Annotated in this window: 1 pseudogene; it reads left to right on the top strand. The window is 41.1% G+C overall.

From position 1 onward, the window contains the following. Positions 1 to 815: pseudogene (locus tag CUS89_RS15520) on the top strand (cell wall protein); the annotation flags it as partial.

Here is an 815-nt window from a genome sequence, read left to right as displayed (position 1 = left end):
AATGTGACGATCAATGGTCGAAGAATCGATAGCAGTCAGTACACAGTAGAATCACTGATTGATTTTGACACGAGTACGATCGGTACACGTAATATGCGTCTAAGACTAAATATGAATGATGGTCTTGCCTCAAATGAAATGGAAGTAGAATACGGTGTGAATTGGGGTCAAACTTTTGTTTTAAGGGGATTGAATGAAGCAACGGTTGGTGCGTTTAGTTTACTTAAAGAAGACGGACAATTGGCACTCCATGCATCTCAAGGCGTTAGTGGTACAAACCTTGCCAATCCAGTCAATAACCACTTTGGTCGTGATACCTATTATTCAATCGAGATCATGGGAGGAACTAGCTCGAATTTTACCTATGAAGTAGCGGGTAACTCCTCGATCAGAGATGCGATCAATGGCTTCAATAATGGACAGCCTTTACCAGTTGAAAAAGGCAATGTGATCAAAGTCTACCATGTAGATCCTCAAGGTGCTTCGCAAGGGCGAAACTTACTCATGCAAGACGAATTAGTTCGTGATTACACGATTGGTTCAAATTATGCTTATTACGAAGTGACAGACAATGGGTTAGAACCAATTATTACCGTAGCTGCAGAGTCTTCACCACAAGAATTTACTTTAGGCGATAGTACAGCAGGTATCAATGGAGCAAATCTGATCGATCATATCACCATCAACGGGATCGAATTGGCACCGAGTCTCTACACGGTGACTCAATTAGAAGAATTTGATACATCTACTGCTGGTAAGAAAGATCTACGCATCCAATTTGAAACAAGGGATGGGTTAGTGTCAAAAGAAATCAC

It is taken from the genome of Enterococcus mundtii (assembly GCF_002947535.1).
Taxonomy (GTDB): Bacteria; Bacillota; Bacilli; order Lactobacillales; family Enterococcaceae; genus Enterococcus_B; species Enterococcus_B mundtii_B.
Note: the sequence above shows the minus strand (reverse complement) of the source record. Positions and strands in the feature narration are given on the sequence as shown.